Source organism: Corynebacterium uropygiale (assembly GCF_021568315.1).
Lineage (GTDB): Bacteria > Actinomycetota > Actinomycetes > Mycobacteriales > Mycobacteriaceae > Corynebacterium > Corynebacterium uropygiale.
In genome coordinates this window covers 23,937-49,801 of the sequence record NZ_JAKGSI010000005.1, presented here as the reverse complement: position 1 = coordinate 49,801, position 25,865 = coordinate 23,937, and the positions used below count along the sequence as shown (strand labels likewise).

General features: G+C 66.2%; 29 protein-coding genes and 4 tRNA genes. 15 read left to right on the top strand and 18 right to left on the bottom strand.

From position 1 onward, the window contains the following. Nucleotides 1-27 precede the first annotated feature (27 nt). Nucleotides 28-408 (top strand): globin domain-containing protein, encoded by a 381-nt coding sequence (locus L1O03_RS09770; protein WP_236119592.1) that lies wholly within the window; start codon nucleotides 28-30, stop codon nucleotides 406-408. Here the strand turns inward: L1O03_RS09770 and L1O03_RS09765 are convergent. Both L1O03_RS09765 and L1O03_RS09760 read right to left on the bottom strand, forming a co-directional pair. Then, nucleotides 363-1,034 carry a DUF8185 domain-containing protein gene (locus L1O03_RS09765; protein ID WP_476695962.1) on the bottom strand — a complete coding sequence of 224 codons (672 nt, stop codon included), beginning with the start codon at nucleotides 1,032-1,034 and terminating at the stop codon, nucleotides 363-365. The genes L1O03_RS09770 and L1O03_RS09765 overlap by 46 nt on opposite strands. Beyond that, nucleotides 1,021-1,452, bottom strand: a complete 432-nt coding sequence (locus tag L1O03_RS09760; RefSeq protein ID WP_236119590.1) for an acyl-CoA thioesterase — start codon at nucleotides 1,450-1,452, stop codon at nucleotides 1,021-1,023. Before L1O03_RS09760 ends, L1O03_RS09765 begins: the two co-directional genes overlap by 14 nt. 207 nt (nucleotides 1,453-1,659) lie before the next feature. Here L1O03_RS09760 and L1O03_RS09755 point away from each other — a divergent pair, with 207 nt between their 5' ends. Beyond that, nucleotides 1,660-2,556, top strand: a complete 897-nt coding sequence (locus L1O03_RS09755) for a hypothetical protein (RefSeq protein ID WP_236119589.1) — start codon at nucleotides 1,660-1,662, stop codon at nucleotides 2,554-2,556. A gap of 81 nt (nucleotides 2,557-2,637) precedes the next feature. Here L1O03_RS09755 and ettA read toward each other — a convergent pair whose 3' ends face one another. The 3 genes from ettA to L1O03_RS09740 form a co-directional block, all read right to left on the bottom strand. Then, nucleotides 2,638-4,308 (bottom strand): energy-dependent translational throttle protein EttA, encoded by a 1,671-nt coding sequence (gene ettA, locus L1O03_RS09750; protein ID WP_236119588.1) that lies wholly within the window; start codon nucleotides 4,306-4,308, stop codon nucleotides 2,638-2,640. A 69-nt stretch (nucleotides 4,309-4,377) separates the two neighbouring features. After that, nucleotides 4,378-4,899, bottom strand: coding sequence for a single-stranded DNA-binding protein (locus L1O03_RS09745; protein WP_236119587.1), 522 nt, complete (start codon nucleotides 4,897-4,899; stop codon nucleotides 4,378-4,380). 169 nt (nucleotides 4,900-5,068) lie between these two features. After that, complete coding sequence (locus L1O03_RS09740) at nucleotides 5,069-7,348, bottom strand: bifunctional copper resistance protein CopD/cytochrome c oxidase assembly protein (protein WP_236119586.1); 2,280 nt, start codon at nucleotides 7,346-7,348, stop codon at nucleotides 5,069-5,071. 103 nt (nucleotides 7,349-7,451) lie between these two features. On the opposite strand from L1O03_RS09740, the gene L1O03_RS09735 reads away from it, so the two are divergent. The 5 genes from L1O03_RS09735 (at nucleotide 7,452) to L1O03_RS09715 (ending at nucleotide 9,663) form a co-directional block, all read left to right on the top strand. After that, nucleotides 7,452-7,525 (top strand) — tRNA-Arg (locus L1O03_RS09735). Between the two features lie 229 nt (nucleotides 7,526-7,754). Next, complete coding sequence (locus L1O03_RS09730; RefSeq protein ID WP_236119585.1) at nucleotides 7,755-7,958, top strand: hypothetical protein; 204 nt, start codon at nucleotides 7,755-7,757, stop codon at nucleotides 7,956-7,958. Nucleotides 7,959-8,063: 105 nt separating this feature from the next. Further along, complete coding sequence (cmrA, locus tag L1O03_RS09725) at nucleotides 8,064-8,864, top strand: mycolate reductase (RefSeq protein WP_236119584.1); 801 nt, start codon at nucleotides 8,064-8,066, stop codon at nucleotides 8,862-8,864. 26 nt (nucleotides 8,865-8,890) lie between these two features. Beyond that, entirely contained in the window at nucleotides 8,891-9,538 is a 648-nt protein-coding gene (orn, locus tag L1O03_RS09720) for an oligoribonuclease (RefSeq protein WP_338026153.1), read from the top strand. Between the two features lie 52 nt (nucleotides 9,539-9,590). After that, nucleotides 9,591-9,663 (top strand) — tRNA-His (locus L1O03_RS09715). A gap of 95 nt (nucleotides 9,664-9,758) precedes the next feature. Here the strand turns inward: L1O03_RS09715 and L1O03_RS09710 are convergent. After that, entirely contained in the window at nucleotides 9,759-10,940 is a 1,182-nt protein-coding gene (locus L1O03_RS09710) for a L,D-transpeptidase (protein ID WP_236119583.1), read from the bottom strand. 229 nt (nucleotides 10,941-11,169) lie between these two features. Here L1O03_RS09710 and L1O03_RS09705 point away from each other — a divergent pair. From L1O03_RS09705 to L1O03_RS09695, 3 genes are all read left to right on the top strand, one after another. After that, nucleotides 11,170-11,245, top strand: a tRNA-Lys gene (locus tag L1O03_RS09705). Nucleotides 11,246-11,348: 103 nt separating this feature from the next. Then, nucleotides 11,349-11,852: a gluconokinase gene (locus tag L1O03_RS09700; protein ID WP_236119582.1), complete on the top strand. Its 504-nt coding sequence runs from the start codon at nucleotides 11,349-11,351 to the stop codon at nucleotides 11,850-11,852. A 9-nt stretch (nucleotides 11,853-11,861) separates the two neighbouring features. Next, nucleotides 11,862-12,398 carry an isochorismatase family protein gene (locus L1O03_RS09695; RefSeq protein ID WP_236119581.1) on the top strand — a complete coding sequence of 179 codons (537 nt, stop codon included), beginning with the start codon at nucleotides 11,862-11,864 and terminating at the stop codon, nucleotides 12,396-12,398. Between the two features lie 8 nt (nucleotides 12,399-12,406). Here L1O03_RS09695 and L1O03_RS09690 read toward each other — a convergent pair whose 3' ends face one another. Continuing rightward, nucleotides 12,407-12,682 carry a DUF3618 domain-containing protein gene (locus L1O03_RS09690; protein WP_236119580.1) on the bottom strand — a complete coding sequence of 92 codons (276 nt, stop codon included), beginning with the start codon at nucleotides 12,680-12,682 and terminating at the stop codon, nucleotides 12,407-12,409. A 71-nt stretch (nucleotides 12,683-12,753) separates the two neighbouring features. Here L1O03_RS09690 and L1O03_RS09685 point away from each other — a divergent pair, with 71 nt between their 5' ends. After that, complete coding sequence (locus L1O03_RS09685) at nucleotides 12,754-13,230, top strand: peroxiredoxin (protein ID WP_236119579.1); 477 nt, start codon at nucleotides 12,754-12,756, stop codon at nucleotides 13,228-13,230. Here the strand turns inward: L1O03_RS09685 and L1O03_RS09680 are convergent, their stop codons facing one another. Both L1O03_RS09680 and L1O03_RS09675 read right to left on the bottom strand, forming a co-directional pair. Beyond that, nucleotides 13,231-14,436 (bottom strand): HNH endonuclease signature motif containing protein, encoded by a 1,206-nt coding sequence (locus L1O03_RS09680; protein ID WP_236119578.1) that lies wholly within the window; start codon nucleotides 14,434-14,436, stop codon nucleotides 13,231-13,233. Nucleotides 14,437-14,559: 123 nt separating this feature from the next. After that, nucleotides 14,560-14,642, bottom strand: a tRNA-Leu gene (locus L1O03_RS09675). Between the two features lie 140 nt (nucleotides 14,643-14,782). Between L1O03_RS09675 and L1O03_RS09670 the strand changes: the two genes are divergently transcribed. Continuing rightward, on the top strand, nucleotides 14,783-15,133 hold the full coding sequence (locus tag L1O03_RS09670; RefSeq protein ID WP_236119759.1) for a hypothetical protein: 351 nt from the start codon (nucleotides 14,783-14,785) through the stop codon (nucleotides 15,131-15,133). Between the two features lie 12 nt (nucleotides 15,134-15,145). After that, a complete protein-coding gene (locus L1O03_RS09665) occupies nucleotides 15,146-15,517 on the top strand; it encodes a DUF3817 domain-containing protein (RefSeq protein ID WP_236119577.1) in 372 nt (123 codons plus the stop codon). Here the strand turns inward: L1O03_RS09665 and rdgB are convergent. Genes rdgB through clpS form a run of 6 tightly spaced genes read right to left on the bottom strand, consistent with a single transcriptional unit; the run spans nucleotide 15,514 to nucleotide 19,443 of the window. After that, nucleotides 15,514-16,119, bottom strand: coding sequence for an RdgB/HAM1 family non-canonical purine NTP pyrophosphatase (gene rdgB, locus L1O03_RS09660; protein ID WP_236119757.1), 606 nt, complete (start codon nucleotides 16,117-16,119; stop codon nucleotides 15,514-15,516). The genes L1O03_RS09665 and rdgB overlap by 4 nt on opposite strands. Nucleotides 16,120-16,121: 2 nt before the next feature. Then, nucleotides 16,122-16,856, bottom strand: a complete 735-nt coding sequence (gene rph / locus L1O03_RS09655; RefSeq protein WP_268914269.1) for a ribonuclease PH — start codon at nucleotides 16,854-16,856, stop codon at nucleotides 16,122-16,124. A gap of 10 nt (nucleotides 16,857-16,866) precedes the next feature. Then, the gene (locus tag L1O03_RS09650; RefSeq protein WP_236119576.1) at nucleotides 16,867-17,634 is read right to left on the bottom strand and encodes an MBL fold metallo-hydrolase; all 768 of its coding nucleotides are present in this window, start codon (nucleotides 17,632-17,634) and stop codon (nucleotides 16,867-16,869) included. Between the two features lie 46 nt (nucleotides 17,635-17,680). Beyond that, a complete protein-coding gene (gene murI, locus L1O03_RS09645) occupies nucleotides 17,681-18,520 on the bottom strand; it encodes a glutamate racemase (RefSeq protein WP_236119575.1) in 840 nt (279 codons plus the stop codon). A 40-nt stretch (nucleotides 18,521-18,560) separates the two neighbouring features. Next, nucleotides 18,561-19,094 (bottom strand): DUF2017 domain-containing protein, encoded by a 534-nt coding sequence (locus tag L1O03_RS09640; protein WP_236119574.1) that lies wholly within the window; start codon nucleotides 19,092-19,094, stop codon nucleotides 18,561-18,563. Nucleotides 19,095-19,101: 7 nt separating this feature from the next. Continuing rightward, nucleotides 19,102-19,443, bottom strand: a complete 342-nt coding sequence (gene clpS / locus L1O03_RS09635) for an ATP-dependent Clp protease adapter ClpS (RefSeq protein WP_236119573.1) — start codon at nucleotides 19,441-19,443, stop codon at nucleotides 19,102-19,104. An 86-nt stretch (nucleotides 19,444-19,529) separates the two neighbouring features. Here clpS and L1O03_RS09630 point away from each other — a divergent pair, with 86 nt between their 5' ends. After that, the gene (locus L1O03_RS09630; protein ID WP_338026152.1) at nucleotides 19,530-20,846 is read left to right on the top strand and encodes a nicotinate phosphoribosyltransferase; all 1,317 of its coding nucleotides are present in this window, start codon (nucleotides 19,530-19,532) and stop codon (nucleotides 20,844-20,846) included. Nucleotides 20,847-20,906: 60 nt separating this feature from the next. Continuing rightward, a complete protein-coding gene (locus L1O03_RS09625) occupies nucleotides 20,907-21,758 on the top strand; it encodes a hypothetical protein (RefSeq protein WP_236119572.1) in 852 nt (283 codons plus the stop codon). On the opposite strand, the gene L1O03_RS09620 is transcribed toward L1O03_RS09625, so the two are convergent. The 3 genes from L1O03_RS09620 to serB are packed head-to-tail and all read right to left on the bottom strand — an operon-like array spanning nucleotide 21,749 to nucleotide 25,774. After that, complete coding sequence (locus L1O03_RS09620; protein ID WP_236119571.1) at nucleotides 21,749-23,740, bottom strand: ATP-dependent DNA helicase; 1,992 nt, start codon at nucleotides 23,738-23,740, stop codon at nucleotides 21,749-21,751. The genes L1O03_RS09625 and L1O03_RS09620 overlap by 10 nt on opposite strands. Then, a complete protein-coding gene (locus tag L1O03_RS09615; protein ID WP_236119743.1) occupies nucleotides 23,733-24,512 on the bottom strand; it encodes a peptidyl-tRNA hydrolase in 780 nt (259 codons plus the stop codon). The genes L1O03_RS09620 and L1O03_RS09615 overlap by 8 nt, the downstream gene beginning before the upstream one ends. After that, nucleotides 24,512-25,774 carry a phosphoserine phosphatase SerB gene (serB, locus tag L1O03_RS09610; RefSeq protein ID WP_236119570.1) on the bottom strand — a complete coding sequence of 421 codons (1,263 nt, stop codon included), beginning with the start codon at nucleotides 25,772-25,774 and terminating at the stop codon, nucleotides 24,512-24,514. The genes L1O03_RS09615 and serB overlap by 1 nt, the downstream gene beginning before the upstream one ends. Nucleotides 25,775-25,865: the final 91 nt, after the last annotated feature.

Below are 25,865 nucleotides of genomic sequence, written 5' to 3'. Positions count from 1 at the left end.
CCCGAATACTCCATTAGGATAGGGCGCATGACCACCCTCTATGACGCGATCGGCGATGAGGCCTTCGACCGCCTCGTCGCCGGTTTTTATGCGCGCGTCCGCACCGACGACATCCTCTCCCCCATGTACCCGCCGGACGATTGGGAGGGTGCGCAGTGGCGGCTCAAGGCCTTCCTCACCCAGTATTGGGGCGGCCCCTCAACCTATTCGGAGCAGCGCGGCCACCCGCGCCTGCGGATGCGCCACATGCACTTCCCGATCTCCCGCGAGGCGGCCTTCCGCTGGCTCGAGCTCATGGAGGCCTCCCTCGAGGACATCGACGAGGACACCATCCCGCCCGCCTTCCGCGCGCAGCTCCGGGATCACTGGGAGCGCGTCGCCGGGATGCTCATCAACAGGGCGGACTGATCGGCGTGGTAGACGGTGCCGAAGGGCGCGTCGATCCGCGTCCACCGTCCCGACGCCGACACCCGCAGATGCCTCGGCACTGACAGCGGCACCCCCGGCCCCGGCACCAGCCCCAGCGAGGTGCACGCGAAGATCATCCGCATGGGAAGGGAGCGCGGGGTCTTGCCCTCGACGGTGAGCACCGTCTGATTGAGCAGGCTCGCCGGTGGGCCCAGGGGCCCGGAGAACTGCCGGGCCAGCGCCCGGCCCTCATCGGAGAGGCGGCGCACGACGTCCGCCGGGATCTCGTCGAGAAGGACGAAGCCCTCGCGCGGGGGCAGCGACCCGGGCCACGAGGGGTCGTGCGCGGGGCCGATCTCCAGCTCGGTGCGCGTCGGAGAGAGCGGGCCGCTCAGCGCCTCCAAGAGATCGCGCGCCGCGACGACAGCCCCATCGCGGATACAGCGGCCGTGCGCGCGCCGCGACGCCAAGACATCAAAGGGCGTGCGGAGGACGACCTCCACGCTGTACTCATCGTAATTGCGGAGGCGGGCCAGGGTGCTCGCGTCGAGACCACACGCCCTCCCCACGAGGGTGCGCACCCCCCGGGCACCCTCGCCGATCTCCAGCCGCTCACTCACGCGCATTCCCCTCGGTGGCTTGGGTGAGCACCTTGATCTCCTGCTGGGTGATAGCGCGCGGGGTGGCGGTATCGACGTCGACGGCCACCTGCACACACTCCACAACGCAGGCCACGCGCCCCTGCCGATCCTTGACCTCCTGGCGCGTGGTAAACGAGGTGCGACCAATCTCCACGACCTCGGTGTCCACCGTCGCGACGACCGTATCCGGAAGGATGGGGCGCAGGTAATCGACGTCCAGGTGCCGCACAAACACGGCCGGGATGTCCAGGCCCCGCCCGATGAACTCCTCCTGCGCGAAGGCCAGCCGCGCCTCCTGCGCGATCTCAATGTACTGGGCGTTGTTGAGGTGCCCGAAGCGGTCAAAGTCAGTCCAACGCAGTGACACGGATGCCCGGTGAATCTCCGGCTGCGACTGCGGCATACGCTCATACCTCCTGGGGTCGGGTGGAGAGGCTAGGCCCCTATGCTATACCCCGCAGACGCGCGCGGCCCCTCGTGCCGCGAGCTTCTCCAGCTCGTGGCCCGCGAGCGTTTCGGATTCAGGGCTAAGAATGGGGCAAAGATAAATATCCCAAAAGGTTGAACCTTTATGCCGGATCATAGCTGCCGGCTTATTCTATTCAGTGCTATGAATAACTCAATCCGGCGCTCTCCCGTGATGAGGGCCTGCATCGTAGCGACGGCCGTCGCGCTCTGCAGTACAGGTACCGCGTCAGCTCTTGACCTCGACCTTGTCGGTGTTCCCGGCCGCACCCAAATCACGATGCGCGATGGCGTCGGCAATTCCCTAGGCACGGCGAATCAGTATGAATCCCGCCCGGCGCTCTCGCTGGCAAAGCTGTATCTCGGATATTGGGTTTTACGCCACGGCGAGCCCGGCGACCAAGCCCGGGTAGAAAACATGATTCGATTCTCCGAAGACGCCACCGCCACGGACCTCGATAGGAAATACCCAGACGCGATCGCCTCCATTCTCCGCGATTACCAGCTCGGTGATTCCCATTACTCCGGCTATTGGGGAACCACCACCACATCCACCGCGGACATCGCCCGCTTCCTGGAGTCCGTGCGCTACGACCCGGCCGCCGAACCGATGATGCGCGGCATGGCCACCGCCTCCCCCATCGCAGCCGACGGCTACCACCAGGACTATGGCACCGCCACCGTCCCGGGCGTGAGCGGCACCAAGTTCGGCTGGTCCGACAATGGGGCCATCAACGCCACCGCCTCGATCGGGCCGGGCTTCTCCCTGGCGGCCCACACCTATGGGCCAGCGGGGCAGCTCACCGAAGACGTCCAGCGCACCGTGATTCCCGGCGCCGGCGGGCTCGGCCAGCCGCTCACCATCACCGTCGGCTCCAGCTCCGTCCCCGTCTACTCGGGCCAGCAGGTGCGCCAGAAGCTCGACTGCTTCCGCCACGGCCCCATCGACCCGGTGGCTCCCATCGGGGATGACTGGCTCATCCCCGATGCCGTCGTCGACGCCGTCGCCGGGGCCTGCACGGGCCCGCACTTGAGCAGCTAGGCAGCACGGCAGGCTCGCTGCCTGGCATCAGACGCGGAAACGCCCCACCCAACAGCGGGTGGGGCGTTTCTCTATCCACGCTTAGCGGGTGAGCTTGCGGTGGGTGCTGGAGGCCGGGCGGTTGGCGTCGGGCCCGAGGCGCTCCTCCTTGTTCTTCTCGTAGTCCTCGAAGTTGCCCTCGAACCAGAACCACTGTCCTTCCGCGACGTTGCCCTCCCACGCGAGGATGTGGGTACAGGTGCGGTCGAGGAACCAGCGGTCGTGGGAGATGACGACGGCACAGCCCGGGAACTTCTCCAGGGCGTTTTCGAGGGAGCCGAGGGTCTCGACGTCGAGGTCGTTGGTCGGCTCATCGAGGAGGATGAGGTTGCCGCCGATCTTCAGCGTCAGCGCGAGGTTGAGGCGGTTGCGCTCACCGCCGGAGAGGACCTTGGAGGGCTTCTGCTGGTCAGCACCCTTGAAGCCGAAGGCGGAGAGGTAGGCGCGCGAGGGCATCTCGTTTTGGCCGACGTGGATGTAGTCGAGCCCGTCGGACACGACCTCCCAGACGGTCTGCTCCGGGTCGATGTTCTCGCGGTTCTGGTCGACGTAGGAGAGCTTCACGGTCTCCCCCACCTCGACGGTGCCGGAGTCCGGCTCCTCCAGGCCGACGATCGTCTTGAACAGGGTGGTCTTGCCCACGCCGTTCGGCCCGATGACGCCGACGATGCCGTTGCGCGGCAGGGTGAAGGAGAGATCCTTGATGAGGGTGCGCCCATCGAAGCCCTTACAGAGGTTCTTCACTTCCACCACCTTGTTGCCCAGGCGCGGCGGGGTGGGGATCTGGATCTCTTCGAAGTCGAGCTTCTTGTACTTCTCGGCCTCGGCCGCCATCTCCTCGTAGCGCTGGAGACGGGCCTTGTTCTTCGCCTGGCGGGCCTTCTGCCCGGAGCGGACCCAGGCGAGCTCGTCCTTCAGGCGCTTCTGCAGCTTCTGGTCCTTGCGCCCGGCTACCTCGAGGCGCGCGGCCTTCTTCTCCAGGTAGTCGGAGTAGTTGCCCTCGTAGCCGTAGAGCTGCCCGCGGTCCACCTCGCAGATCCACTGGGCAACGTGGTCGAGGAAGTAGCGGTCGTGGGTGACGGCGAGGACCGCGCCCGGGTAATCGGCGAGGTGCTTCTCCAGCCACAGGACGCTCTCCGCGTCGAGGTGGTTGGTGGGCTCGTCGAGGAGCAAGAGGTCCGGCTCGCTGAGCAGCAGCTTCGCGAGCGCCACGCGGCGCCGCTCCCCACCGGAGAGGTGGGTGACGGGGGCGTCGGCCGGCGGGCAGCGCAGAGCCTCGAGCGCCTGGTCGATCTTGGAGTCGACCTCCCAGGCGTCGGCGGCGTCGAGCTCCTCCTGGAGCTTGCCCATCTCCGCCATGAGCTCATCGGTGTAATTGGTGGCCATTTCCTCGGCGATCTCTTCGAAGCGCTGCTTCTTCTCGAAGATCTCGCCCAGGCCCTCCTCCACGTTGCCGCGGACCGTCTTCTCATCGTTGAGCGGGGGCTCCTGGAGGAGGATGCCCACGGTGGCGCCCGGGTCCAGGAAGGCCTCACCATTGGAGGGCTGGTCCAGGCCGGCCATAATCTTGAGAATCGACGACTTACCCGCGCCGTTCGGGCCGACCACACCGATCTTGGCACCCGGGTAGAAGGCCATCGTGACGTCGTCGAGAATGACCTTGTCACCGATAGCCTTACGAACCTTCTTCATCGTGTAGATGAATTCGCCCATTGTTCCCCTTCATTGCGTTCTTTTATGGCACAGAGTTCAGTGAAGAGGGTACCCCATGAGGGCCGGGGGTTAGAAGGGAGCCGGGGCCTGCTCCTCGAGCACCTCCTCCGCCTGGGCGACGCTCGTGCTGCGGGGCGTGTCAAAGAACTCGTCCACGAGGTGATCGACGTTGATGTCCGCGCGACCCGCCCCGGGTACGCCGACGCCGTCGGCCCCGCCGCTCGGCTGCTGGCCGGTACGCTGCCAGCCCACGACATAGCGCGAAAGATCCACGCCCACCGAGTTCGCCCGCAGGACCGTCCGCGACTGGTGATTCCCCTCCGCGTCGAGCCACTCGTGGGTGGTGAGGATCCCATTGATGATGAGGCTGACGCCCTGCTCCTGCTTGATGCTGGCCTTGATGTTGCGGGCCAGCTGCCCCCACGCCTCCACGCTGAGAAAGAGCTGATCCGTCTGCTTCCATTCCCCGCCATCCATATAGGAGCGGTTCGCGGCGATGCGGAACTCACAGCAGTGGCGGTTCTCCCCGAACTTCTTGAGCTTCGGCGGCCTGGTGAGGTTCCCGACCACCGTGATAGGTACCTGCGGCATGATGTTCTCCTTGTCTGTCATCCCCCTCCCCTGTGGAGGAGGTAGCGACAGGATCTCTCAGCGCCGCGCCCCCGTCATCCCCCTCGGCCGAGCCCTGTGGATAACTCGCCCTCCCGCCCAGTTATCCACACCCCGGCGCGCCCGCCCTTGACGCCGGGGCATTGCTGCGCTAGGCGTCGTCGTCGCCAAATTCTCGCAGCTCATCGCGCTTGTGGCGCTTGCGCCGCTGCCACCACGACTCCCCCTTCTCCCGCACGGGCATCTCCTCCTGGTAGTAGTACTCCTCCTGGATATCCCCCTCGCCGGCGTTCATGCGCGCGAGCCACTCGTTGTAGGCCTCCAGGGAATTCTCGGGCTGGGCCTCCTCGGTGTCGACGACGTCCACCTGCCGCCGCTCCCCCTCGGCGTTCTCCGCGGCCGGGGCGGGCTCGGCCCGGTCGAGCCGCGCATCCTCTGCGGCTTCCTCGTTCTTGTCCTCCTTTAGCAGGTTGCGGAAGAGCACGGCGAACACGAGCGTCAGCGGGAAGGAGCCCGAGGCCCAGGCGATGCCACCGCCCACGCGCTGATCGGCGGCGAGGTCGTGCGGCCAGGGGATCTGCAGGTCGTTGTAGAAGCTCTCCGCGAGGATGGAGTTGAGCATCATGAGGTACACGCCGAAGAAGAGGTGGAAAGGCATGGAGAAGACGAGCCACCCCAGCTTGGACATGGTGGTGCGCTCCTCCGGCTTCGGGTCGGTGCCGATCATCTCCCAGAAGTAGAGGTAGCCGGAGAGGATGAAGACCCAGTTCATGCCCAGATGCCCGGCGTGCTCGGAGATGAGCAGCGCGTAGAAGGGCGTGGCGTAGAGGAGGTAGAAGAACACGATGAACTGCACCGTGTTGACGCCCGGGTGCATGAGGAAGCGCAGGATCGGGTTGTCGATGGCCGCCAGCGTCCACTCGCGCAGGCCCGGCTCGCCCGGCTTCCCCGGCGGGGCCGCCTCGATGACGAGCTGGAGCGGAGCGCCGAGGACGAGGAAGACCGGCACCACCATCGAGAGGATCATGTGTCCCACCATGTGGACGGAGAAGGTCGCCGGCATGTAGAGCCCGATCCCTGAGCACATCGTCACGAGAAGCGACGCGCAGCCCAGCATCCACCAGAAGGTCCGCGCCCCCGACCACGATCCCCCGGCGCGCCGGAGCCGCCACAGCCCCCACAGGTAGGCGGCCGCGAGGATGAGCGCCAGGGTGCCGAACATGATGTCGAAGCGCCACATCGTCCACACGTTGGTGACGGTCGGCTTCTCATAGAGGTCATAGCCGATCTCGATGGCCATCGGACTAAAGCTCGAGTTCCACTGCACCGGCGGCGGGGTGCGCCCCATCGTGATCGCGAGCCCCGTCACCGCGGCCATGACCACCACCTCCACGATGGAGACCTGCAAGAAGAGCCGCTGGCTTCCGCCCCGAGCCCGCATCTTGGGAATAGTGATCTCCCGGTGAATGAAGCCAAAGAACGCGAGCACCACCACGCCAATGGTCTTCCCAATGATGATCCAGCCATAGGCCGTCGTCGTGAGATCCGACCACGAGAGCCGAATAACGGCATTCACGACGCCTGACACCGCCATCACGATCACCGACACCAGGGCCAACCAGGAGAAACGACGCACGGCGGTGGCCATCCCGGGCCCGAGGCGGCGCCCATGCGCGATGAGGCCGATGAGCCCGCCCACCCACAGCACGAGGAACACCAGGTGCCACAGGTAGGAGTTCGTGCCGTAATCGTGGTTGCCGCCGGTAGCGTTGTGCCCCTCCATGCCCAGCGGCACGATGGAGAGAACCGCGCCGATGAGCAGCAGCGGCTGCGTCTTCCACGTCTTCGTCACGAGCCCGCAAACACCCGTCACGAGCGCGATGATCGCCACCCACATGTAGGCCAGCGAGGCTGCCACCTGGTCCACCGCGGTGGCCCAGTGCGCGGGCGAGATCGTGTCCACCAGTGGCTGACCCGAGACATCCGAGAGAGCCAGCGGAATCATGAACACGCCGATGATGCCGAAGCAGATCTGCGCCACCGCCCCGGTGCGGCACGCCATGTGCCCATCGACGGTGAGCCGGGCGGTCATGAGGCGGTGGTGATCGCGCTCATCGTCCTCGCCGAAGGGCTCCTCGCGCTCCCCCGGCAAAAGCGGGGAAATGAGGAAACCCGAGGCCAAAAAGGAGCCCACCGCAAGGGCCGCGAGCATCCACCCCACGGCGCGGAAGAATGGGTAGCCGATGGTCGTGAGGGGCCCCGGATCCGGGATCCCCAGGGCGGTGAGCGAATCCGTGAGGAACCCGAAGGAGATCCACGCACCCACGACACCTGCCACGAGGAAGAACAGAAGGTACAAGGGCCACGTCGGGCGGGGGCGTGCCGCCTCATCATTCTGGACAACGGAACCTGCAGAACCGGGGGATGCCATGCCATGCACGATACCCTTGAGACCAGCACCACTTTCAGGGGGTCGACGCTTTCCCCGACGCCTCGCTAGGTTAGAATCCTCCGTCGGAGGCTGCGCCTCCTTTGCCCCCATAGCTCAGCGGATTAGAGCATCCGGTTTCTACCCGGCTGGTCGCGGGTTCGAATCCTGCTGGGGGCGCTGCATGAGCTCGTGCCCGGCCTCGGGCACCCGTTGAGATAAACGCCTCATTATTCGTTGAGGCCCACCGGCGTCACGCCACGCACAGCCTCACCTGGGCACACGCGGGGATTCGGGCGCGCCGAGACGGCGTCGAGACACCCCACGGCCGGCGATCCTTGAGAAAGTCCCAGCAAGGTGAACTAGGATCGGACAAGTCAACGGTCATCAACTGATTAAGGGAAGAATCATGATTCTCAACATCCTCAAGTTCCCGTTCAAGGTCGTCGGCTTCCTTCTCAAGGCCGTGCTCAGCCTCATCACGGCTGTCGTCCTGCCGGTCACCGCGGTGGGTGGCGCTGGCTACCTCGGCTTCAAGTACCTCCAAAACAACCCGGAGAAGGCCGACAAGCTGAAGAACGCCACGATCGAGAAGGTCAAGGGGCTGCTCTAAAGCGCCCGCGCGTCGACGGCGCGCTCCACATCGAGGGCTTCGGGGTAACCCAGCCCTCTCTTGTTGTATTTCCACCTGAAGAGATTGCCCCGGAGGTCCCTCCCCATGGCTTTGCCCCCACCCCGCAGCACCGACTACGCCCTCATCACCGGCGCCAGCCAAGGCATCGGGGAAGCCATCGCGAGGGAACTCGCCCGCGGCGGGCATAACCTCATCCTCGTCGCCCGGCGCGCCGAGGTGCTCTCCGCCCTTGCGAAGGAGTTGCACGACGCCCACGGCGTCGACGTCCTCACCCGCCCCACGGACCTCTCCGAGGAGGAGGAGGTCACCGCCCTCATCGAAGACATGGGGGAGCACACGATTTCCATCCTCGTGAACTCCGCCGGGATCGCGAGCTTCGGCCCCTTCCTCAACCAAGACTGGGACTACGAGACCCGACAGTTCGCCCTCAACGCGACCGCCGTCTTCCGCCTCACCCACGCGGTCCTGCCCGCCATGGTCCAGCGCGGCGAGGGCGCCATCTGCAACGTGGGCTCCGCGGCCGGCAATCTCCCCATCCCCAATAACGCCACCTACGTCTTCACGAAAGCGGGAGTCAACACCTTCACCGAGTCCCTCCACTACGAGCTCAAGGGCACCGGCGTGCACTGCACGCTCCTGGCCCCGGGCCCGGTGCGTGAGGCCCAGATCCCGGAGGAGGAGCAGTCCATCGTCGATAAGGTGGTGCCGGACTTCCTCTGGACCACCTATGAGGACTGCGCGACCGAAACGCTGGAGGCGCTCTCCCGCAACCGGCGGCGCGTCGTTCCCGGGCCGCTGAGCAAGGCGATGAACGCCATCTCGCAGGTCGCCCCCACCGCGGCGCTCTCCCCGCTCATGGGGTGGTTCTATCGCAAGATGGGCTAAGCAGAGCCCACCGGAAAGGACACATCGTGGCTGATACGCGGCCTGAGCCGACCCCCGCAAAGTACGACCGCCTCGTGTGGATCGACCTCGAGATGACGGGGCTCGACATCCACCGGCACACCATCGTCGAGGTTGCCGCCGTGGTGACCGACGCGAACCTCCGCATCCTCGGCGAGGGCGTCGACCTCGTCGTCCACGCGAGCGACGAGGAGCTCGCCCAGATGGACGACGTCGTCACCGAGATGCACGCCCGCTCCGGGCTCACCGAGGAAATCCGACGCTCACCCATCACGCTCGAGCAGGCGGAGGACGCCGTGCTCCGCCTCATCGACGAGCACTGCGACCCCGAGCACCCGGCCCCCCTGGCCGGCAACTCGATCGCCACCGACCGCTCCTTCATCCGGGAGAAGATGCCCCGCCTCGATGCGGCCCTGCACTACCGCATGATCGACGTCTCCTCCATCAAGGAGCTCACCCGCCGCTGGTTCCCCCGCGTCTACTACAACCAGCCGGAGAAGGGCATGGCCCACCGGGCGCTGGCGGACATCGTCGAGTCCATCCAAGAACTCGACTACTACCGCCGCGCCGCCTTCGTCCCCGAACCCGGCCCCGACAGCGAGGAAGCACGCCAGCACGCGGCCGAATCTACCGCCTCCTACCAGCGGTTTTTGTGATTCCCCGCAAATCAGTTAAGCTATCTCCCGTTGCCAAGTTGCTGCAACGATGGTGGATGTAGTTCAGCTGGTAGAGCACCAGGTTGTGATCCTGGGTGTCGCGGGTTCGAGCCCCGTCATCCACCCCGAAGACAAACCCCGGCGGTCCTCACGGACTGCCGGGGTTTACTCATGCGCGATGGGGCGGGGCGGGGCCGCCGCCCCATCGAGGATGGGGCGGCTAGCCCTGGGTGTTGCCTTCCTTCCAGGTCTCCCACGGGATGTTCCAATCGCCGAGCCCGTCATAACCGGAGAGCGTCTCGCCCTTCGTGTTGCGCACCTGGACGAGGTCGCCGCGCTTCGACATGTTCTGGAACCACTGAGCTGCTTCGTCGGTGACGTTGATGCAGCCGTGGGAGGTGTTCGTGTTGCCCTGCGCCCAGACGGACCACGGGGCGGCGTGCACGTAGATCCCTGAGTAGGACATCTGCGTGGCCCACTTCACCCTCGTGCGATAACCACCGGCGTTGTGCGCGAGCCCGAAAGTCTCGGAATCCATGACGAGGGACTCGTTTTTATCGCCGATGATGTACGTGCCGTTGGGCGTGGGCCACCGATCGCTGCCGAGGGACACCGGAATGGTGCGCAGCAGCTCCCCATTGCGGTAGACCTCCATGGTCTTCGTCGCATCATCGACGATGGAGATCACCCGATCCCCCACCGTGAACGAGGTCTCCACATCCTCCGAGCCGTAATAGCCCTGGCCCAGATCCAGACCATAGAAGTCCGCCTTGAGGCTCACCGTGGTGCCCGGCTCCCAATAATCCTTCGGACGCCAGCGGACCTCCGAGTTGCTGATCCAGTAGAAGGCGCCCTCCACCTCGGGTTCGGTGCGCACCTCCATCGCCTTCTCGACGGCCTCCCGATTCTCGATGGGAGCGGAGAAGCGCACATTGATCGTCTGGCCGACGCCAACCGTCGACCCATCGATGGGGCTCAGCCATGCGTCGACGGTGGCCGCGGGCTGCGTGGTCTGGAACGTCGACGTCGACTTCTCGCCATTCTTATCGATGGCCGTCACCGTGTACGTGCGGTAGTAGCCGAGCTTCTCCTTGGTGGTCCAGCTCATGCCGTCGGGGGAGAGCTCGGATTCCACTTCCTTCCCGCTCTCATTCACCATGCTCACGGACTTCAGCCCGTCGCCCAGGGACTTCACGGTCACAGGCTCGGTGGGATTGATGTCGGTGGCGTCATCAGCCACGGAGATCTTCGGAGCCTGGGCCTTCGCCTCCTCCTGCTGGTTCTCCTGACCAGAGTCCTCACCATCCGTGCCGATCGTGCACCCCGAAAGCACCAGAGCCGCCGCACACAACGATGCGGCCACCGACCGACGCCACCGGGATCCCCGCCAACCAAGCTGCATGGAATTACACCTTCCTCAAATCAAGACAGCCCTCATAGACTACCGCCCACCCCGGACATGAAATAAACCGAAACCGCCTCCACGCCAGGATGTAACAGAACCGTTATTCGATCCTCATCCTGCACACAGACTTCCGGCCCTGACCTGCCAATTTTGCCTCTCCGGCGATGTGGTGTTATATTTCTCTTCGTTGCCGAGCAACGGGGTTCCACCCCACACGCAACGGTGAGCGCCATTAGCTCAATTGGTAGAGCAACTGACTCTTAATCAGTGGGTTCGGGGTTCGAGTCCCTGATGGCGCACCATCTACCCCCTGGCCAGATACCCTGGTCAGGGGGATTTTTCATGCCCCGCCCCGTCCTCCCATCGTAGTTGCTGAACGGCCGCCAGCACAGGCATGCTGGACCTATGCATGTTGTCGTAATGGGGGTATCCAGTTGTGGCAAATCGACCGTCGGCGCGCTCCTCGGATACGAGTTAGGCGTCCCCTTCAAAGACGGCGATGAACTCCATCCCCCATCGAACATCGAGAAGATGTCCGCCGGCATCCCTCTCACCGACGACGATCGCTGGTCCTGGCTCGACGCCATCGGCGAATGGCTCGCCGCCCACCCCTCCGGCGGCGTCATCGCCTGCTCCGCGCTCAAACGCTCCTACCGCGACACCATCCGCCGACACGCCCCCAACACCCTCTTCATCCACCTCCACGGTTCCCACGAGCTCATGGCCGCCCGCATGGCCGCCCGCCCCGGCCACTTCATGCCACCCAGCCTGCTTGCCTCCCAATTCGCCACCCTCCAACACCTCGAGCCCGACGAACGCGGCCGATTCTTCGATGTCGCCCACAAACCGGTCACCATCGCCCATGAGGCGGCAGCATGGTTGCGAGCGCTCCCCATCGAGGATCAGTAGAGTAAGACCATGGCACAGGCACTTATCATCGTGGATGCACAGAACGACTTCTGCCCCGGCGGGGCGCTGGCGACGGCACGTGGCGCGGAAATCGCTACTTTGATCGGCAGCTACCAAGCTTCCGAGAGCGCCGAGGCATATGATGTCCAAATCGCCACCAAGGATTGGCACGTCGACCCCGGCGACCACTTCGACACCTGGCCTCCCCACTGCGTGGCGGGCAGCACAGGCGCTGACTTCCACGAGGCCATCCGCGAGGACCTCCTCGCCGCCGTGTTCCTCAAGGGCCGCACCACGGCCGCGTATTCCGGATTCGAAGGGGAAGCGGAAGGAATGCTGCTCGCCCCGTGGCTACGGAAGCGAGGGATCACTCACATCGACGTGTGTGGGATCGCAACGGACCACTGCGTCCGCGCCACCGTCCTCGATGGGGTGAAGGCCGGATTCGACGTGCGAGTACTCTCCGAGCTCTGCGCCGCGGTAGACAACAGCGCCGGGGACGCAGCTCTGGAAGAGATGCGTCGCGCCGGCGCGTCCGTGATCTAAGGGAGAATTTAGCGCTGCGAGAGAAGGCGCTGGATCTCCTTCAGATCCTTGTTCTTCTTGCGGGAGCGAACCACCGCGAGAACGATCCCCCCAACGACGACGGCACCCACGCCGGCGAGAATCCTCTGCACGGTCGGGTCCTGCAGCTTCTCGGTGACGCCGTTCTTGGCGTCATCCACGAGATTCTGGGGGCGGCTGCGCTCCGCGAGCTGGTCCAAGGTCTGGGCCAGCTGGTGACGGGTGCGCTCGATGTCCCGCTGAATATCATCAATGCTACGACTCACGAAACTTCTCCCTGGATGTTTTCACGGTTTTTCGACACCTTATCTTAGCGCTGGCAGCTATCCTGGGCCATATGACTCAGCAGAACCGACTTGAACCCAGCGATCAGGCCCCCGATTTTTCCCTCCCCGATGAGAGCGGGACCCCTCGCTCGCTGGAGGAACTCCTCCGCGAGCATGGCCGCCTGGTCGTGTATTTCTATCCACGAGCGAACACCCCCGGATGCACCACGGAGGCATGTGATTTTCGCGATAACTTGTCGCAGCTTGCTGATATGGGGGTCGCGGTGGTCGGGATTTCGCCGGACACGCCGGACAAGCTCGCGTCCTTTAAGGATCGCTATGACCTCCCCTTCCCACTCCTCTCCGATCCGGAGCACACGACCCTCTCCGCCTATGGTGCATGGGGAGAAAAGAAGAATTATGGGCGTGTCACGGAAGGCGTGATTCGCTCGACGGTCGTTCTTAACGACGATGGGACGGTCGCACTGGCGCGCTACAACGTGAAGGCGACGGGGCACGTCGCCAGGATTCTTCGGGATTTGTCGTAGTTAGGCTCCCGTGTTGAGGGACAGCGCGATGCCGTTGAGCGATTCGATGGGCAGGCGGCTCCGGTAGCGCTGGCCGTCGGGGCTGATCCATTCGAGGTGGCCGTCGTCGGCTTTGTGGAGGCGGTCGTTCTTGGAGTCAGGGCTGGTGCCGACCTTCGCGTGGCAGGAGGGGCACAGGAGGGCGATGTTGTCCATGGTGGTGGTGCCGCCCTGCGACCAGGGGGTGAGGTGGTGGCCTTCGCATTGGGTGGCGGGGCGGTCGCAGTCGGGGGCGGCGCAGGTGACCTGCATGAGCGCCTGGGTGGCCTTTTGTGCGGGGGAGAAAGTGCGGCGGATGCGGTGCAGGCTGAGGGGGTGGTGTTCGGCACCGACGACGACCGCCCAGCCCTCGTCGGCCAGGGTGAGGTTGACGTAATCGGCCATGGAGAGCATCGCACCATCGGTGGTGGCGATCCACTGGCGGCGCTTCTCATCCTCGATGAGGCGCTGCTGGCTGAGCTCCGGGGCCGAGATGATGACGGCCGGCTGGTAGCGGACGGAGGACCAGGGGTCGGCGTCGTGGCGGGGCCGGATGGGGTGGCCGAGCACGAGGCGCTCCAGGGCGTCGAATTTGGCTTGTTCGAAGCGGATGTCGTCATCTTTGGACCAGAGGGCGCGCGCCCCATCCTCGATGACGCTGATCATGCGGGCGACGCGCTCAGCGGGGCCGCGCACCATGATGTGGAGCAGGCCGTCGGCGTCGGCGCTCCGAGAATTGCGGAGGGCGCGCTGCGCTTCGGCTCGGCGTCGTCGTTCCTCCTGGTCGGGGTGCATTTCCTCCACGAGTTGGTTGCCCCACGCCTTGAGCTCCTTGAGGGACAGGTCGGGGGCGCGCTCCACCATGCGGCGGAAGAGCTCCTCGCGGACTCGACGGTGCCGCTGCGGGATCTTGCCCGCCGCGACATTGATGACGAGCAGCCTATTGAGGTCGACGCGACGACGACGCGCGAGCTCCACCGTCGCTGCCCGAAAAGCATGGAGCTCCCGTGGGGCGGGCCCAAAGAGTTGCGTCGCGAGGCGCCGAAGCCGCCCCGCCTCCTGCGGGCTCAGCGGCAGCAAGCGCGTGATGTGGCGTTCCACGTCCCCATGCGTACCGAGCAGATAGATTTCCCAGGCCACATCGACTCCCCGAGCGAGCACCTCAGCCCATTGGCTCAACATTGTCATGCCGTCACACTACGAAGCCTGCGCGTCGTGCACACCCCCATCACGCCCAGATCGCCTCATTCTGTGGATAACGCACGTTATCCACAGCCCCAGCCGCCGACGCTTGACAGCGCGGCCCTCTTGTGCGCCCGGGGAGACTCGAACTCCCACGCCCTCAGGGCACTGGAACCTAAATCCAGCGCGTCTGCCAGTTCCGCCACGGGCGCTCACAGCAATGCGAGAGACAGTGTAATGCACCAACCCGCAGCCACACCGCTCAGGGGCGCGGGTATCCTATGGGGATGTGAGTACCCCAGAGGAAAAGAACACCCCGCCGCGCGCCCACAAGCGCGCGAAAGTCGGCCCCATCATTTTCCTCGTGCTCGCCGTCCTCGCCACGTTCGCTCTGGCCTGGTGGCAATGGACTCGTTTCCAATCCGGGAGCGGCACCTTCCAAAACCTCGGATACGCCCTCCAATGGCCCCTCTTCGGCGCGTTCTTCGTCTACGCGTACCGCAAGTACCTCGAATACGAAAACGAGCTCATCGACGCCAGCAACGACGAGCAACGCATGGAACAGCTCTACACCGCCGACGAAAAGCGCTACGGCAAAGAAATCACCGAGATCGATGAGGAGTTCCTCCCGCCGCGCCCCTCCATCGACGTTGACACCTTCAACAAGCTCAACCAACAACACCGCGGCACCCCCGACGAGTAGGTCCCCACATCTATGAGCACCACACCCCCCAGCATCCACCCCGCCCGGAAGCGGCGCGTCCGCCAGGCCCTCACCTTCTTCTCCATCGCCGCATGGGTCACCGGTGTGTGCCTGCTGCTCCTCGTGACGCGCATGGTCCTCGACTACGGCCTCCACATGGACCTGCCACGATGGTTCTTCTACATGGGGCAGGTCCACGGCGTCGCGTTCATGGTCTACCTCATCTCCACGCTCATCCTCGGGCTCCGCGCCCGATGGCAGCCGCGCACCTGGTTCACCACCGCGATCGCCGGCGTCGTCCCCTTCCTCTCCTTCTTCGTGGAAGCCAACCGACGCAAAGAGGTGACCGCCAAGTTCCAACTCGACGATCACCCCGCGCGCTAACGCACCAACTTCGCGATCTCCGGCACCAAGCCCGCCAACGCCTTGCCCCGATGGGACAGGGCGTCTTTTTCATCAGCACTCAGCTCCGCAGCGGAGCGCCCCGGTGTCTCCATCGGGGAGAAGAGGGGATCGTAGCCGAAACCGTTCTCGCCCTGGCAGGCGCGCAGGATGGTGCCCTCCCATCGGCCTTCGGACACGACCACTTCCCCATCGGGGATGGCAAGCGCACACGTGGAGACGAACGCCGCGCCCCGCTTGCCGTCGGGAACATCCTCCATCTGGGAGAGAAGGAGGGCGTTGTTGGCGGCGTCGTCCCCATGGGAGCCGGACCAGCGCGCGGAGAGCACGCCCGGCATGCCGTTGAGGGCGTCGACGCACAGGCCGGAGTCATCGGCGATGGAGAGGAGGCCCGTCGCCTCGACGCCGGCGCGCGCCTTGATGATGGCGTTGCCGGCGAAGTTTCCGGCGTCTTCAACGGGCTCGGGGTACGGGGGGACGTCGCTCAAGGGGACGATCTCGACGCCGTGCAGCCCCGCCCCATCGAGGATACGGCGGAGCTCCTTCAGCTTCTTGGCATTGTTGGACGCCAGGTGGATCCGCAGGCTCACCGCGCCAACGCCTCCTTCTGCAGGGCGATGAGGTGGCGGCAGCCCGTGGCGGCGACGTCCAGCATCTCGCCGAGCTGCGCCCGATCGAAGGTGTTGTGCTCGCCGGTGCCCTGGATCTCGACGTAGCGCCCCTCCTCCGTCATAACGACGTTGAGGTCTACTTCCGCGCGCGAGTCCTCCTCATAGGGCAGGTCGAGGCACACGCGGCCGTCGATGACGCCCACCGAGACTGCCGCGACGGGTGGCAGGAGGGGGTCGGCGCCCTGGGGGAGCACGCCGCGCTCACGGAGGACGGCGACCGCGTCGGCGAGGGCCACATAGGCGCCCGTGATGGAGGCGGTGCGGGTACCGCCGTCGGCTTGGAGGACGTCGCAGTCGAGTTGGATGGTGTTCTCGCCGAGGGCGGACAGGTCGATCGCCGCGCGCAGCGAGCGGCCCACGAGGCGGGAGATCTCGTGGGTGCGGCCCTTCACCTTGCCGCGCATCGATTCGCGGGGCATCCGCTCATGCGTCGCCGATGGGAGCATGGAGTACTCGGCGGTGAGCCATCCTTCGCCGGAGTCGCGGCGGAAGCGCGGCACCCCTTCCTCGATGGAGGCGGTGCACAGCACGCGCGTGCGCCCGAATTCCACGAGCACGGATCCCGCCGGGTTGGTGGTGAAGCCTCGGGTGATGGTCACGGGCCGCATCTCGTCGATGGAGCGGCCGTCCTTACGCACAAATTCACTCATGCTATCCACATTAGAGGCGCCAGGTGTCGCCGGCTAATCCCAGCGACACCGGCCCCTCAAACTCGGAGCGCGCTGCGTCGAGCGCGGCCTCCGGGTCGCCCCATGGCGGAATGTGGATGAGCACAAGGGCCTTCGCCCCCGCCAGTCGCGCCGCCCGGCCCGCCTCGCGGCCGCTCATGTGCATGCCGGGAGCCTTGCCCTCGCTGCTGTCGCACCACGTCGCTTCGCAGAGGAAGAGGTCGGCGTCGCGCGCGCACTCGATGAGGTCCTCCGTCCAATCGCTGTCCCCCGAATAGGCGACGACGGTGCCCGTCGACCTCTCCTCCATGCGCAGGGAGTACGCCTGGATGGGGTGCACGGCATGGAAGGGGGTCACGCGGAGGTCCGCGATGTCTTCCGGCTGGCGCTCGCGCCACGCGCGGAACGTGAACGTGTCCTCGAAGCTCTCGACGGTGTCCGGCTCATCGGAGGAGAGCCGCCCAAGGTGGTTGGGGGTGTCCTCGGGCCCGATGAGGTCGTGCTTCATCGTCGATGGGGAAATCGGGTGGAAGCGCCGCCACACGAGGAGGGAGGGGAAGTCGAGGCAGTGGTCCGCGTGCAGGTGGCTGAAGAGCACGTGGGTGCCGGCGGGGTCTGTGACTTGTTGCAGTTGGGAGAGGACCCCGGGGCCGCAGTCGACGAGTACGGGCGCCTCGTTCGTCGATCGGACAAGGTAGCCACTGGTCGGATTGGTCGGGCCGCTCACGGATCCGGAGCTGCCCAGAATGCGAACCTCCATGGTCATACTGTGCCACGAATGGGCGTCGGAATCGAACTTGGGCGGGCTAGGACTGGCGCATCTGGGTGACGTTGGTGAGCGTCGGTGCGAGGAAGCGGCGGGAGAGGGAGGCGAAGAGCATGGGGTCGCCGGTGGTCTCGAAGACGCGGGTGACCTCGGTGCCGGGCTCGGCGAGGAGGTCGAGGTCGGAGAGTCGTCGCACGACGTCCTTCGCGGATTCCTCGGAGCTCGACACGAGCGTGACATCCTCCCCGATGGCCAGCTGGATGACGCCCGAGAGCAGCGGGTAATGGGTGCAGCCGAGGACGAGGGTGTCGACGCCCGCCTCGATGAGGGGCTGCAGGTACTCCTTCGCTACCGCGAGGATTTCGGGGCCCGTCGTGATGCCGCGCTCGACGAAGTCGACGAAGCGGGGGCAGGCCTGGGCGTAGACCTCGACGTTCGGGCTGGCGCCGAAGAGGTCTTGGTAGGCGCCCGCCGTGATGGAGCCGACCGTCCCGATGACGCCGATCTTGCCGTTGCGCGTCGTCGCCACGGCACGCTTCACGGCGGGAACGATGACCTCGACGACCGGCACGTCGTAGCGCTCGCGGGCGTCGCGGAGAAACGCCGAGGAGGCGGTGTTGCACGCGATGACGATCATTTTGCAGCCGCGGGAGACGAGCTCGTCGGCGATGCCGGTGGCGTAGTGGCGCACCTGGGCGAGCGACTTCGGCCCGTAGGGGCTGTGCTTCGTGTCCCCGATATAGATGATGGACTCGCCCGGGAGCTGGTCCATGATGGTGCGGGCCACGGTGAGCCCGCCGACCCCGGAGTCAAAGACCCCGATGGGGGCGGAGCGGTCGCCGAGCCCCGGCGACGAAAGAGGGGGTTGCTGCGTAGTCACGCTAACCCACCATAGTCAGTCGCTGCGCCGCGCGCGGAGGCTAGTCGAGGAGCGCGGTGAGGAGGGAGTCCTGGTTGAAGGCGAGCCAGTCGGCGACGGTCTCCAGGTCGAGGGGGGACACGTCGATGTCGCCGTCGCTGAGGAGGTAGAGGCGCAGATCGTTGATCGCCGCGACCCAGGCGTGGGCTTCGTCCTCGGAGAGGGTGACCTCCACCCCGCCGTCGGGACCGAGGGCGGTGTTGAGGACCTGGAGGTTCGTCAGCTTCGCCTTGATGATGTCGTTTTCGTGGAAGGAGCGGAGGAGGGAGTTGTCGCCGTCGAATTCCTCATCGCCCTCGCGCTCGAAGTTGGGGAGCAGGCGGGCGAGCGCGGGGTCCTCGGGCGCGTCCCTGTGGCCGCTGGAGAGGCCGGTGAGCTCAGCGAGTTCATCCTTCGGGGAGGATTGGGCGCGCTCGATGAGTGCCTCGGCTACCGCCGAGCTCATGTTGCCGAGGATTTCGCGCTCGAGCGGCTCGAGGACGCACTGGTAGCGCGTCTGCCGCATGAGGCCCTTCTTTTTCACCCATGGCTGCACGTGGAGATCACCCTGCCTGCTGCATCGTGGCCCAAAGGCCCGCGGTGTGGAGCTTTTTGACGTCGCCTTCCACTTTATCCCGCTCACCACTCGACACGACGGCCTTGCCCTCGGTGTGCACACGACGCATGAGCTCCTGGGAGCGCTTGCGGGAGTAGCCCAGCACGGTCTGGAAGACATAGGCCACGTAGCTCATCAGGTTGACGGGATCATCCCAGACGATGCAGAGCCAGGGGAGGTTCTCCCCGGTCATGACCTCCACCTCGATGTTCTCGTCCAGCTCGGGCGTCGCCATCGGCGAACTCATGACCACCGTCCGGTCACGGGTGACATCTTCTACCTCACTCATGCCACACAGCCTAGCCAAGCGGAGCGAGAGATGAGGGGCTCAGGGGTAGACCCCTCCCACTTCGCGCGAACGATAAGATAAGTGACGTGTCAAACCGAACCACCGCGTTTCTTACCGACAAGTACGAACTCACCATGCTGGAGGCCGCCCTCAGAGATGGGACTGCCGATCGCCTGTGCACCTTCGAGGTGTTTGCCCGCAAGCTCCCCAATGAGCGGCGCTATGGCGTCGTCGCCGGCACAGCGCGCGTGGTTCGAGCCGTGCAGGATTACGTCTTCACCGAGGAGCAGCTGTCCACGCTCGACTTCCTCGACGAGACCACCATCGACTACCTCCGCCACTTCCGTTTCTCTGGCCACATCGATGGCTACCGCGAAGGCGAGCTCTACTTCCCCTATTCCCCGCTGCTCACCGTCCGCGGCACCTTCGCCGAGTGCGTCATCCTGGAGACCGTCATCCTCTCCATCATGAATGCGGACTCCGCGGTGGCCTCCGCCGCCGCCCGCATGGTCACCGCCGCGGACGGCCGCCCCATCATCGAGATGGGCTCCCGCCGCACCCACGAGTACTCCGCCGTCACCGCCTCCCGCGCCGCCTACCTCGCCGGCTTCACCTCCACATCCAACATGGAGGCCGCGTTCCGCTATGGCATCCCCGCATCCGGCACGTCGGCTCACGCCTGGACCCTCCTCCACGTCGACGACGACGGCCAGCCGGACGAAAAGGCCGCGTTCAAGGCCCAAATCGACGCGCTGGGCGTCGACACGACGCTCCTCGTCGACACCTTCGATATCTCCCAGGGCGTCCGCAACGCCATCGAGGTGGCTGGCCCCGAACTCGGCGGCGTGCGCATCGACTCGGGCGACCTCGGCGCCATCACCCGGCGCGTGCGCTCCCAGCTCGACGAGCTCGGCGCCTACAACACGAAGATCCTCGTCTCCTCCGACCTCGATGAGTTCACCATCGCTGGCCTCCGGGGCGACCCCATCGACGGCTTCGGCGTCGGCACCTCCGTCGTGACCGGCTCCGGGGCACCCACCGCCCACATGGTGTACAAGCTCGTGGAGGTCGAGGGCCACCCCGTCGCCAAGCGGTCGCGCGGCAAGGCCATGACCGGCGGCGCGAAGAAGGCCCTGCGCACCCATCGCGCGAGCGGCACCGCCGTCGAGGAAATCGTCTACCCCTTCCACAACGAAGCCCCGGAATTCCCTGGGCTCACGAGCGTCGACCTCACCGTGCCCCTCATCCGCGATGGGGAGGCCGTGCCCGGCCAGCCGACGCTTGAGGAATCGCGCGACTACCTTGCGCAGCAGCTCGTCACGCTGCCGTGGGAGGGCCTGGCGCTCTCCCGCGATGAGCCGGTGGTCTCGACGCGCTTCGTGGGCTTCCCCGAACAGCAGTAACGCGCCCTCCGTCTTCAGGGAACCCTAGAGATAAGCGCTTACTCTAGTTATTGTTGGGGTATGGCTGAGAACATCCCCCCATTCCCCCAGCACCCCGAGGACTCCCCCGACTGGGGCCGCGAGCCCCAGGAGTCCCAGGCACCTCAGGCGCCCCTCGGCTCCCCATCGACGATCGCCGATCCCCGCCGTAGCCCCGCCCACCCGGGCACAATCCCCTTCGAGTCGACTTTCTCCATCGCATGGAAGTCCTTTAGCTCCCATTGGGGGCACTGGGTGGTGATGTCGCTCATCTACCTCATTGTGAGCGTCATCTTTGTTATCGCCGACGGCCTCACGACGCCGAATGAAGCACTTCAGGCGACCGCCGACCCGACGGTCGCCCTCTCTGCGAAGTTCACGCCCGTCTTCATCATCATCTTCATCGTCTCGGCGATCGTCTCCCTCATCATTAACATCTTCTTCACGCTCACCGTGCACCGCGATCTGGGCGGCCATCCCTTCACCTCCTATGCCGACTTCTTCCGCTCGCACGGTTTCGGGCGCGTGCTGCTCGTCTCCATCGTGGTGAGCATTATTCAGGTCGTGCCCTTCATTCTCCTCGTCCTCAAGCCGCACCTCTTGTGGGTCGCGATCGCGGCGATCATCTCGCTCATTCTGACGATCTGCTTCAGCCTCTCGGCCCATGCCACCATCGTCCATGGGGGCGTGGGTCAGGCGCTGATGGCCTCGTTCAATGTCGTGCGGAGCAACATCCTTGTGCTGATCGGCATCTGGGTTGTTCTATTTATCATCAACATGGTTCTTGGGCTGACGATCATCGGTATTGTCGTCGCAATGCCGCTCAACATCATGGTGCCCGCGGTCGCTTACCGCATAGCGACGGGTGCTCCCCTGCAGACCAGCTACCTCTGATCCTTCGACGCTTTTGGCGCCGCCACCAGCCGACGCAGCGCTCCACGCACCGTGCTGGGATCGGTGGTCCGCCAGAAGGCTGGCATCGAGGAACAGAAGAATTCCCCATAGCGTCGGGTGACCAGCCGGTTGTCCAGCACGGCCACCACTCCCCTATCGTCGATACGACGGAGCAGCCGCCCCGCCCCCTGCGCGAGCAGCAGCGCCGCATGCGTGGCTGAGACCTCCATGAAGCCGTTGCGCCCCTCGGCGTCAGCGGCTTCTTTGCGCGCTTGGAGGAGCGGATCGTCGGGGCGCGGGAAGGGGATCCTATCGATGATGACGAGCGAGAGGGAGCGCCCGGGGACATCGACGCCTTGCCAGAGGCTGAGGGTCCCGAAGAGGCACACATTCTCGGATGCGGCGAAGCGGCGGACGAGGGTGCCGGTGGATTCGTCCCCCTGGAGCAGGATGTCGAAGGGCAGGCGGTTACGCATGGCCTCGGCGGCTTGCTGCGCCGCGCGGCGGGAGGAGAAGAGCCCGAGGGTGCGCCCGCCCGCCGCCGTGATGAGCTCCGCGATCTCGTCCAGTGTGGCGGGCGCCAGGCCGTCGCGCCCGGGCGCCGGCAGGTGCCGGGCCACGTAGAGGATGCCGGAGCGCGCCGGGTCGAAGGGGTAGCCGACGTCGAGGCTGTCCCACATGCCGCGCGGCAGGCCCCAGGCGGCTGCCATCGCACGGAAGTTGCCGCCGACGGTGAGCGTCGCGGACGTGAGGATCACGGTGTTCTCCGCGAAGAGCCGCGAGTGGAGCAGCCCCGCCACCGACAGAGGCGCCACATGGAGCGTGGCGGTGCCGCGGCGCTCATCGTGGACGAGCCACACGACATCGGCCTGCTTCGCGGGATCGCTCTCGTCGAACACCTCCAGCATCCGCACCACGGAGTCGTGCAGCTCCATGAGGTGGCTCGCCACATTGTGGCGCTCCGCGGCCTTCTCCGGGTCCGAGGCGGCCTCCCCCTCCGGCCCGCGCCCGACCTTCTGCCGCAGCGCAAAAAGCTCATCGCGCAGGCCGACGAGCTCATCGCGCGCCTCCTCCGGAAGATCCGTCCACCGGCCGGGCTCCTGGCGCAGCAGGGCCTCCTCCAGGCTCTGCGCCGCCTCCTCCACGGTGGCGTCGGCGCCCTCCGCCCCGAGCTTCTTCGCCCGGCGCGCCACCATGCGCACCATCGTCGATGAGAGGGAGGCCGTCGCGACAGACGTGATTCTCCCATCGAGCTCATGCGCCTCATCGACGATCACCACGTCGTGCTCCGGGAGGATGCTCATGTCGGCGAGCGCATCGATCGCGAGCAGCGCATGGTTTGTCACGACGACGTCCACCTCCCGCGCCTCCGGCCGGGCGCGCTCGGCGAAACACTCCTCCCCGTGCGGGCACGTCTTGGCCCCCACGCATTCGCGGGCAGTAACGGAGACGCTCTTCCACGCCATGTCCGGCACACCCGGATCGAGGTCATCCCGGTCCCCCGTCTCCGTCTCCTGCGCCCACTCCCGAACGCGCGCCACCTGCTTCCCCATCCAGGTGAGCTCCTCCTGCTCAAAGAGGCCGCCTTCTGGCTCCGCCTCCGGGCCCGCCGATAGACGATGGAGACACACGTAGTTGGAGCGGCCCTTCATGATGGCGAAGGTGGGGCGCCGCTCCAGGTGCGGCTCGAGGGCCTCCACCAGCCGCGGCAAGTCGCGCTGCACGAGCTGGTTCTGCAGCGCGATGGTGGCCGTCGAGACAATCACCGTGCTCCCCGTCGCCTGCGCGTGGCGCAGCGCCGGCACCAAGTAAGCCAAGGACTTCCCCGTCCCGGTGCCCGCCTGGACGGCCAGGTGGCGTTCTCGCTCCATCGCGGATGACACGGCGTCAGCCATCTTTTGCTGGCCCAGGCGCGGCGCGCCCCCGAGCGCCTCCACGGCCGCGGCGAGAAGCGTGCCGGTATCGGTCAGGGAATCAGTCACAAGGACTCAGTGTATCGAGTGCGAGCGCCGTCACCGAGCCGGGGGCAACCTCCGTGAACCCCGCATCCCGCACGAGCACCGCGCGCGGATCCCGCCGCCACCGAGCAAAAATCTCCGGCCCGACCTCCACTGCGCGCAACGGGCATCCCTGCTCCGCCCACGGTCGCACCACCGACTCATCGCGCCGCGCCGCCCACAGCATCGACGCATGACCCGCCTGCGCCGCCGCCTTGCCCAAGCTCATGCCGAGCGACGCATCAATGGCCACCAGCACTTCCCCATCCTCGATGGAGAAATGCTCCCGCGCGGCCCCATCCTCGATGGGGAGATCCGTCCCCGAGATCTGCAACTTTCGCAGCTCCGGTGGAACCTCCGAGACGGGGCCGGGAAGGAACGCGCGCACGAGGGCGGGCGGCTCCCCTCCATCGGAGATGGTGATCCCGGGGAGGCCCTGCGCGACGTCCCATGCTTTATTGCGCGCGCGACGGGCGACTTTGCGGATGCGATGGTCGTACCAGTCGTGGAGGGCGAGGCGCCAGGAGTCGTCCTCGGCGGCGCGGGGGTCGAGGCAGAGGGCAGCGACGGCCCGCGCGGCCGATGCGAGGTAAGCGGCGCGCGTCGCATGGCCCGTTTTCGGCAGGTGGAGGACCAGCTGCATGGCCTGGACGGTGCGCGGGTCGGCGGGGTCCTCGTCGTGGGGGCCGCCGGCGGCGCGCTGCGCGAGCGCACGGTGGGCGGCTCGCGAGTATCGGCCGGGAGCGTCGGGTCCCATCACTGGAGAGGCACCCGACGGTAGCTGCCGTCTTCGAGGTCCGAGGCCTCGATTTCCGCGCGCGGGATGCCCATCATGTAGAGGACCTCATCGAGGAAGGGGTTGTTGACGGATGCGTCGGCGACCTCCCGCAGCGCGGGCTTCGCGTTGAACGCAATGCCCAGCCCGGCGGCGGAGAGCATGTCGATGTCATTCGCCCCATCGCCGACGGCCACCGTCCGGTGCATGTGCAGCCCCTCCGCCTCCGCGAACTCGCGGAGGAAGCGCGCCTTCGCTTCCCTATCGACGATGGAGCCGATCACGCGCCCGGTGAGTTTCCCATCGACGATCTCGAGCTCGTTAGCGCGGGCGTGGTTGATGCCGAGGTCCTCGACGAGGTAGTCGAGCACCTGGGTGAAGCCCCCGGAGACGACGGCGGTCGTGTAGCCGAGCCGGCGGAGGGTGCGGATGGTCGTGCGGGCGCCGGGGCTCAGCTCAATGGAGCGGGCGACGTCTTCGAGCACGCGCGCGTCGAGCCCTGCGAGCGCCTCGACGCGCTGGCGGAGTGATTCGGCAAAGTCGAGTTCGCCGCGCATGGCGCGCTCGGTGACCTCCGCGACCTCCTTCTCGCGCCCCGCGTGGGCGGCGAGCATGTCGATGACCTCGCCGCTGATGAGGGTGGAGTCGCAGTCAAAGCACACGAGCCGCTTCGCGCGGCGGAGGAGGCCGGCGCGTTCGACGGCGATGTCGACGCCGAGCTCCGGGGTGAGCGCCGCGAGGGCGGCGCGGAGGCGACGCGATTCGCCGGGCGTGGGGTCGGGCACGGTGAGGCGGAATTCCAGACCGGTGATGGGGTAGTCGGCGATGCCGCGGATGCGGTCGATGTTCGTGCCGAAGTCTGCGAGCGTCTGGCCGATTCGGGAGATGTCGCGGGCAGTGACCGGGCTGCCCAGCACCACCATGACGTGGGTGGAGCGCGGCTGCGAGCGGACGACGCTGTCGCTGACCTCCACACTCACCGATTGCCCATAGGAGCTCAGCGTCCCCACCAACCCCGATTCCAGGGAGTCTGCGCTCTCCGATCGGAGACCGCAGAACACCGCGAGGGAGAGCCGGCCGCGGAACTGGGATTGCTCGACGTCGAGAACCTGCACCGCGTGGGAGGAGAGGACGCGGAAGGCGGCGGCGGAGACGCCCGGGCGGTCGGGGCCCGTCACGGTGATGACGCCCGGGACGAGGCCCGGCTCGAGGGGGGTATGGGGTTGTTCGGGGTGCGTAGTCACACGAATATTGTGGCACGTCACAGTGGGTGGACAGACCGAGGCCCCCAATCCTCGGGTAAGGATTGGGGGCCGTGCAGTCAGGTGGTTGTAA

Excerpts from the sequence above, each read along its gene's own strand:
- cmrA (WP_236119584.1), top strand. The coding sequence starts at position 8,064 with ATGGCTTTGCCCCCACCCCGCAGCACCGACTACGCCCTCATCACCGGC.
- L1O03_RS09755 (WP_236119589.1), top strand. The coding sequence starts at position 1,660 with ATGAATAACTCAATCCGGCGCTCTCCCGTGATGAGGGCCTGCATCGTA.
- L1O03_RS09665 (WP_236119577.1), top strand. The coding sequence starts at position 15,146 with ATGAGCACCACACCCCCCAGCATCCACCCCGCCCGGAAGCGGCGCGTC.
- ettA (WP_236119588.1), bottom strand. The coding sequence starts at position 4,308 with ATGGGCGAATTCATCTACACGATGAAGAAGGTTCGTAAGGCTATCGGT.
- L1O03_RS09625 (WP_236119572.1), top strand. The coding sequence starts at position 20,907 with ATGGCTGAGAACATCCCCCCATTCCCCCAGCACCCCGAGGACTCCCCC.
- clpS (WP_236119573.1), bottom strand. The coding sequence starts at position 19,443 with ATGAGTGAGGTAGAAGATGTCACCCGTGACCGGACGGTGGTCATGAGT.
- L1O03_RS09615 (WP_236119743.1), bottom strand. The coding sequence starts at position 24,512 with ATGGGACCCGACGCTCCCGGCCGATACTCGCGAGCCGCCCACCGTGCG.
- L1O03_RS09650 (WP_236119576.1), bottom strand. The coding sequence starts at position 17,634 with ATGGAGGTTCGCATTCTGGGCAGCTCCGGATCCGTGAGCGGCCCGACC.
- L1O03_RS09765 (WP_476695962.1), bottom strand. The coding sequence starts at position 1,034 with ATGCGCGTGAGTGAGCGGCTGGAGATCGGCGAGGGTGCCCGGGGGGTG.
- rph (WP_268914269.1), bottom strand. The coding sequence starts at position 16,856 with ATGAGTGAATTTGTGCGTAAGGACGGCCGCTCCATCGACGAGATGCGG.
- L1O03_RS09740 (WP_236119586.1), bottom strand. The coding sequence starts at position 7,348 with ATGGCATCCCCCGGTTCTGCAGGTTCCGTTGTCCAGAATGATGAGGCG.
- L1O03_RS09680 (WP_236119578.1), bottom strand. The coding sequence starts at position 14,436 with ATGACAATGTTGAGCCAATGGGCTGAGGTGCTCGCTCGGGGAGTCGAT.
- L1O03_RS09700 (WP_236119582.1), top strand. The coding sequence starts at position 11,349 with ATGCATGTTGTCGTAATGGGGGTATCCAGTTGTGGCAAATCGACCGTC.
- L1O03_RS09685 (WP_236119579.1), top strand. The coding sequence starts at position 12,754 with ATGACTCAGCAGAACCGACTTGAACCCAGCGATCAGGCCCCCGATTTT.
- L1O03_RS09770 (WP_236119592.1), top strand. The coding sequence starts at position 28 with ATGACCACCCTCTATGACGCGATCGGCGATGAGGCCTTCGACCGCCTC.
- L1O03_RS09745 (WP_236119587.1), bottom strand. The coding sequence starts at position 4,899 with ATGCCGCAGGTACCTATCACGGTGGTCGGGAACCTCACCAGGCCGCCG.
- L1O03_RS09730 (WP_236119585.1), top strand. The coding sequence starts at position 7,755 with ATGATTCTCAACATCCTCAAGTTCCCGTTCAAGGTCGTCGGCTTCCTT.
- L1O03_RS09695 (WP_236119581.1), top strand. The coding sequence starts at position 11,862 with ATGGCACAGGCACTTATCATCGTGGATGCACAGAACGACTTCTGCCCC.
- L1O03_RS09710 (WP_236119583.1), bottom strand. The coding sequence starts at position 10,940 with ATGCAGCTTGGTTGGCGGGGATCCCGGTGGCGTCGGTCGGTGGCCGCA.
- L1O03_RS09760 (WP_236119590.1), bottom strand. The coding sequence starts at position 1,452 with ATGCCGCAGTCGCAGCCGGAGATTCACCGGGCATCCGTGTCACTGCGT.